Annotated in this window: 3 protein-coding genes; 1 reads left to right on the top strand and 2 read right to left on the bottom strand. The window is 74.6% G+C overall.

The window, feature by feature from the left end:
• Positions 1 to 39 precede the first annotated feature (39 nt).
• Both ACWGL3_RS31140 and ACWGL3_RS31135 read right to left on the bottom strand, forming a co-directional pair.
• The gene (locus ACWGL3_RS31140; protein ID WP_267945291.1) at positions 40 to 519 is read right to left on the bottom strand and encodes a tRNA-specific adenosine deaminase; all 480 of its coding nucleotides are present in this window, start codon (positions 517 to 519) and stop codon (positions 40 to 42) included.
• A gap of 294 nt (positions 520 to 813) precedes the next feature.
• The gene (locus ACWGL3_RS31135) at positions 814 to 3,402 is read right to left on the bottom strand and encodes an HAD-IC family P-type ATPase (RefSeq protein WP_452462121.1); all 2,589 of its coding nucleotides are present in this window, start codon (positions 3,400 to 3,402) and stop codon (positions 814 to 816) included.
• A 308-nt stretch (positions 3,403 to 3,710) separates the two neighbouring features.
• On the opposite strand from ACWGL3_RS31135, the gene ACWGL3_RS31130 reads away from it, so the two are divergent.
• Entirely contained in the window at positions 3,711 to 4,496 is a 786-nt protein-coding gene (locus tag ACWGL3_RS31130) for an NRDE family protein (RefSeq protein WP_452462120.1), read from the top strand.
• The last annotated feature ends 26 nt before the right edge of the window (positions 4,497 to 4,522 follow it).

The following is a 4,522-nucleotide window of genomic DNA, read 5'->3' as shown; positions in this document are numbered from 1 at the left end:
GGCCCCACGGCGGGCCTCGTCACGTCCGGCCCCCGGTCGTCAGTCCCGGTCGTGGAAGTGCGCCTGGAGCGCGCGCACCTCCTCGGCGAGCGCCTCCACGGGGCCCTCCACCTCGACCCCGGGCACGACGTCGTTGACGGGCAGCGCGCGCACGGGTCCCGCGGGCACCCCCCACTCCTCCAGCCAGGAGACCAGCTGCGCCGAGGAACTCGCGTACACGATCCGGCCGAGGCCCGCCCAGCCGTGCGCCGCCGAGCACATGGCGCAGTGCTCCCCGGAGGTGTACACGGTCGCCGCCGCGCGCTCGGCCGGGGTCATGCGGGTCGTCGACCACCGGGCGATCGCGAACTCCGGGTGCTGGGTGCCGTCGCCGCCCGCGACGTGGTTGTGGTCCTCGAACAGCACGGTCCCGTCTGCCGCGACCAGCAGTGATCCGAACGGCTCGTCCCCCGCGGCCAGCGCCTCCGCGGCCAGTTCGACCGCACGCCTCAGGTGCCGCAGGTCGGTGTCGTCCACCATGCCCTCCCTCTCCTCGCGCCGCGGCCCCCGGCCGCGGTCCGCGCCACGGTACCGCCGGGGCGGCCCGGACGGCGAACCCCCTGCGGGAGGCGTCCCGGGGCCAGGCCGGGGTCAGCGTCCGCGGCCGAACCCTCCTTCCCGGACCGCGCCCGCACCGCCCACGGCGCCATCGCCGCGGAGCGGGCCGAACCCCACCGCTGAGGGTCGGGCAGGGGCCGGCCCGACCGGGTCCGCACACGCGGACGGCCGCGCCGGAGCACGTCCGGCGCGGCCGTCGGGGGCCGGTGCGGTCCCCTAGACCATGGAGGCCTCCCGGTGCCCGTCCTCCTCACGGGCCGCCTCCTCGGCGGCGCGGGCCTCGGAGCGGGCTATCCACCGGTCGTCCACCACCCGGATCACCGTGATCGCCACGATCGCCACCCCGGCCACGGCCAGACCGGTGAGGACCTTGGCCGGGTCGCTCACGTCCAGGTCGAAGAACCACTGGCCCAGCGGCGTCACCATGGCCAGTGTCAGCAGGCCGACCATGGAGCCCACCATCAGGACCTTCCACCACACGTACGGCTTGGCCACCAGCAGCAGGACCCACAGGGTGGTCGCGCACAGCGTGATCACCACCGCCGTGCGGTCCGCCGGGTCCGGGACGGTCCGCCCGCCCAGCACCAGCAGGTAGGTCGTCACCGCCGCGAAACCGGCCACCATCCCCGAGGGGATGGCGAGCCGCAGCGTGCGCATCACGAACCCCGGCTTGGCGATGTCGGTGTTGGGCGCCAGGGCCAGGAAGAACGACGGGATGCCGAAGGTCACCGCGTTGATCAGCGTCGCGTGCCGGGGGAAGAACGGGTACGCGACCGCCAGCAGCCCGACGATGATCGCCAGCGTCATCGTGTACACGGTCTTGGTCAGGAACAGGCTGGCCACACGCTCGATGTTGCCGATGACCCGGCGGCCCTCGGCCACCACGCGCGGCAGCACCGCGAAGCGGTTGTCCAGCAGGACCAGCTGCGCCACCGAGCGCGACGCCGGGCTGCCGGAGCCCATCGCCACCCCGATGTCGGCCTCCTTCAGGGCCAGCACGTCGTTGACGCCGTCGCCGGTCATCGCCACCGTGTGCCCGCGGTCCTTCAGCCCGCGCACCATGTCGCGCTTGCGCTCCGGGGTCACCCGGCCGAACGCCGAGCGCCTCTCGACCTCGCGGGCCAGCTCGCCCGCGTCGGCGGACAGGGAGCGGGCGTCCACCGGGTCCTCCGCGCCGGGCAGGCCCAGCTCGCGGCCCACCGCGCCGACCGAGGCCGCGTGGTCGCCGGAGACGATCTTGACGTCGACGCCCTGGCCGGCGAAGTAGTCGAGGGTGGCCCCGGCGTCCTCGCGCACCTTCTGGTCCAGGACCACCAGCGCGACCGGGGCCACCTCGCCGGGGGCGTCGTCGGAGTCCACCCGGGCGGAGGCGCGGGCCAGCAGCAGCACCCGGAGCCCCTGCGAGCCGAGCCGTGCCGCCTCGGCCGCGGCGGGGGAGTCGGGGGAGGACAGCACGTCGGCGGCGCCCAGGACCCAGTGCTCCTCGCCGCCCGGGGTGAGGAAGCCGGCCCCGCTCCACTTGCGGGCCGACGAGAACGGCGCCAGCGCGATGACGGTCCAGTCGGGGGCGGACACCCCGCTCGACCCGAACCCCTGCGCGATGGCGGCCATGCTCGCGTTGTGGTCGGGGTCGCAGGCCGCCAGGGCGGCCAGCACCTGGGTCGGCGAGGGGTCGTCGCCTACCGCGCGCCCTCCCAGGTCGCGGATCTGGGCCAGCTTCATGCCGGCCTCGGTCAGCGTCCCCGTCTTGTCGGTGCACACCACGTCCACGCGGGCCAGGCCCTCGATCGCGGGCAGCTCCTGCACCAGGCACTTGTACTTCCCCAGCCGGATCACACCGACCGCGAAGGCGATGCTGGTGAGCAGGATCAGCCCCTCGGGGATCATCGACACCAGCGCCGCCACCATGCCGCGCAGCGCGTCCGCCAGCGGGCCGGAGATCTGGCCGCCCGCCGTGGGCTCCTCCAGCGTGACGTGGCCGCCCATGAACAGCTGGCTGTAGATCAGCAGGGCACCGATCGGGAACAGCGCGTAGGTGATCCAGGTCAGGATGCGGTTGATGCCCGACCGCAGCTCCGAGTGCACCAGCGAGAACCGGCTCGCCTCCTCGGCCAGGCGTGCCGCGTACGCGTGCCGCCCCACCTTGGTGGCGCGGAAGCGCCCGGCGCCCGCCACCACGAAGCTGCCCGACATCACGGTGTCGCCGGGCCGCTTGAGCACGGGATCGGCCTCGCCGGTCAGCAGGGACTCGTCGACCTCCAGCCCTCCCGCCCAGGTGACGACGCCGTCGACCGCGATCTGGTCGCCCGTGCCGACCTCGAGGACCTCGTCCAGGACGATCTCCTGGGTGGTCACGCGCACCGTCGCGCCGTCGCGCACGACCCGGGGGTGGGCGGCGTTGACGATCGCGAGCTTGTCCAGGGTGCGCTTGGCGCGCAGCTCCTGGACGATGCCGATCAGCGTGTTGATCAGGATCACCATCGCGAACAGCCCGTCCTGGACGGGACCGATCACGGCGATGATCGTGAACAGCACCGCGATCATCGCGTTGATCCGCGTGAACACGTTGGCTCGGATGATCTGCCCGACGCTGCGGCTGGCACGCACGGGGACGTCGTTGGTCCGGCCGGTGGCGACCCGCTCGGCGACTTCCGCCAGGGTCAGCCCGGTCTCGGACGGGGGGCCGTGGAGGCCCGGCCCGGCACGCTCGGGCCGCGCGCCGGCGACGTTCGGGGCAGCCGCCTGCGAATCCCTGTCCGAGGCGCCTTCCGCACCGTCGTCGGGTCGTTCGGGTTGGACGGGCACGCACACTCCTGGGTGGTACGGGAGACGGGTGGACGGGCCCCTGAACACGCGAGGGGGCGCACCGGCCACGGACGTCCGGAGAGTAAGGAGATCCACAGCCTAGAAGACCCCCGGACCACTCGCGGGCGTCCTGTCCCCCCGATGCCGGGTGGTACCCGCACCACCAGGCGTCCGGGGGGCGGCCGTGTCCGGCGCCCGCCCCGCCCTCCCCGGCAGGCCCCGAGCGGACGTAGAGTCCGGGTACAGTTCCGTCCACCCTCCGGTCGGGCCTCTCGGGCCGTGCCTCCGGGGAGACAGCAGAGGTCCTCATGTGCACCGTCATCGTCGGATTCGATCCCGGCGCCGACACACCACTCGTCATCGCGGCGCTCCGGGACGAGATGTCCCTGCGGCCCTGGGACCCGCCCGCGCGCCACTGGCCCGACCGGCCCGAGCTGGTCGGCGGGCGCGACCTCACGGCGGGGGGAACCTGGCTGGCGGTGAACCCCGCCCGCCCCCGCGTCTGCGCCGTGCTCAACGGGTGGCCCTGGGACGGGAGCATGCCCTGGGAGGGCGTGTACCCGGCGAGCCGGGGGGAGCTGCCGCTGCGCGCCCTCGCGCACCCGGTGCGGGACCCGCTCCAGGGGGAGGACCCCACCCGGTACGCGCCCTTCCACCTCCTGGACGCCGACGCCCACAGGGTCGGCCTGCACAGCTGGGACGGGCGGTGCATGGACACGAGGCCGCTGCCCGCGGGGGTGAGCATCGTGGTGAACACCGGCATGGACCCGCACGACCCCAGGGCGGCGCGCCACACGCCGGCGTTCGCGGCCACCCGGCCCGACCCGGCGGACCTGGCCGCCGCGAAAGGGGTCGAGGAGATCTGGGGCGAGTGGCCGCGCCTCATCACCGAGGCCGCCGGCGCGACCCCCCGTTCCGTGGGCGCCGACGGCCAGGGCGATCCGTCGGGCCTGGTCGCGCGGGCCGATCTGGGACAGGGGCGGATCTGGGCGACGGGCTCGGTGACGCTGGTCGCGCTGGACCGTGAGACGGTCCGCTACGCCTTCACGGACGCCCCTGCCGACGCCGGGGCGTGGCGGATGGTCGAGGTGTGAGGGGCCGTCGCCGCCCCGGCCCGGGG

The sequence above is a fragment of the Nocardiopsis sp. NPDC055824 genome (assembly GCF_053616335.1).
Note: the sequence above shows the minus strand (reverse complement) of the source record. Positions and strands in the feature narration are given on the sequence as shown.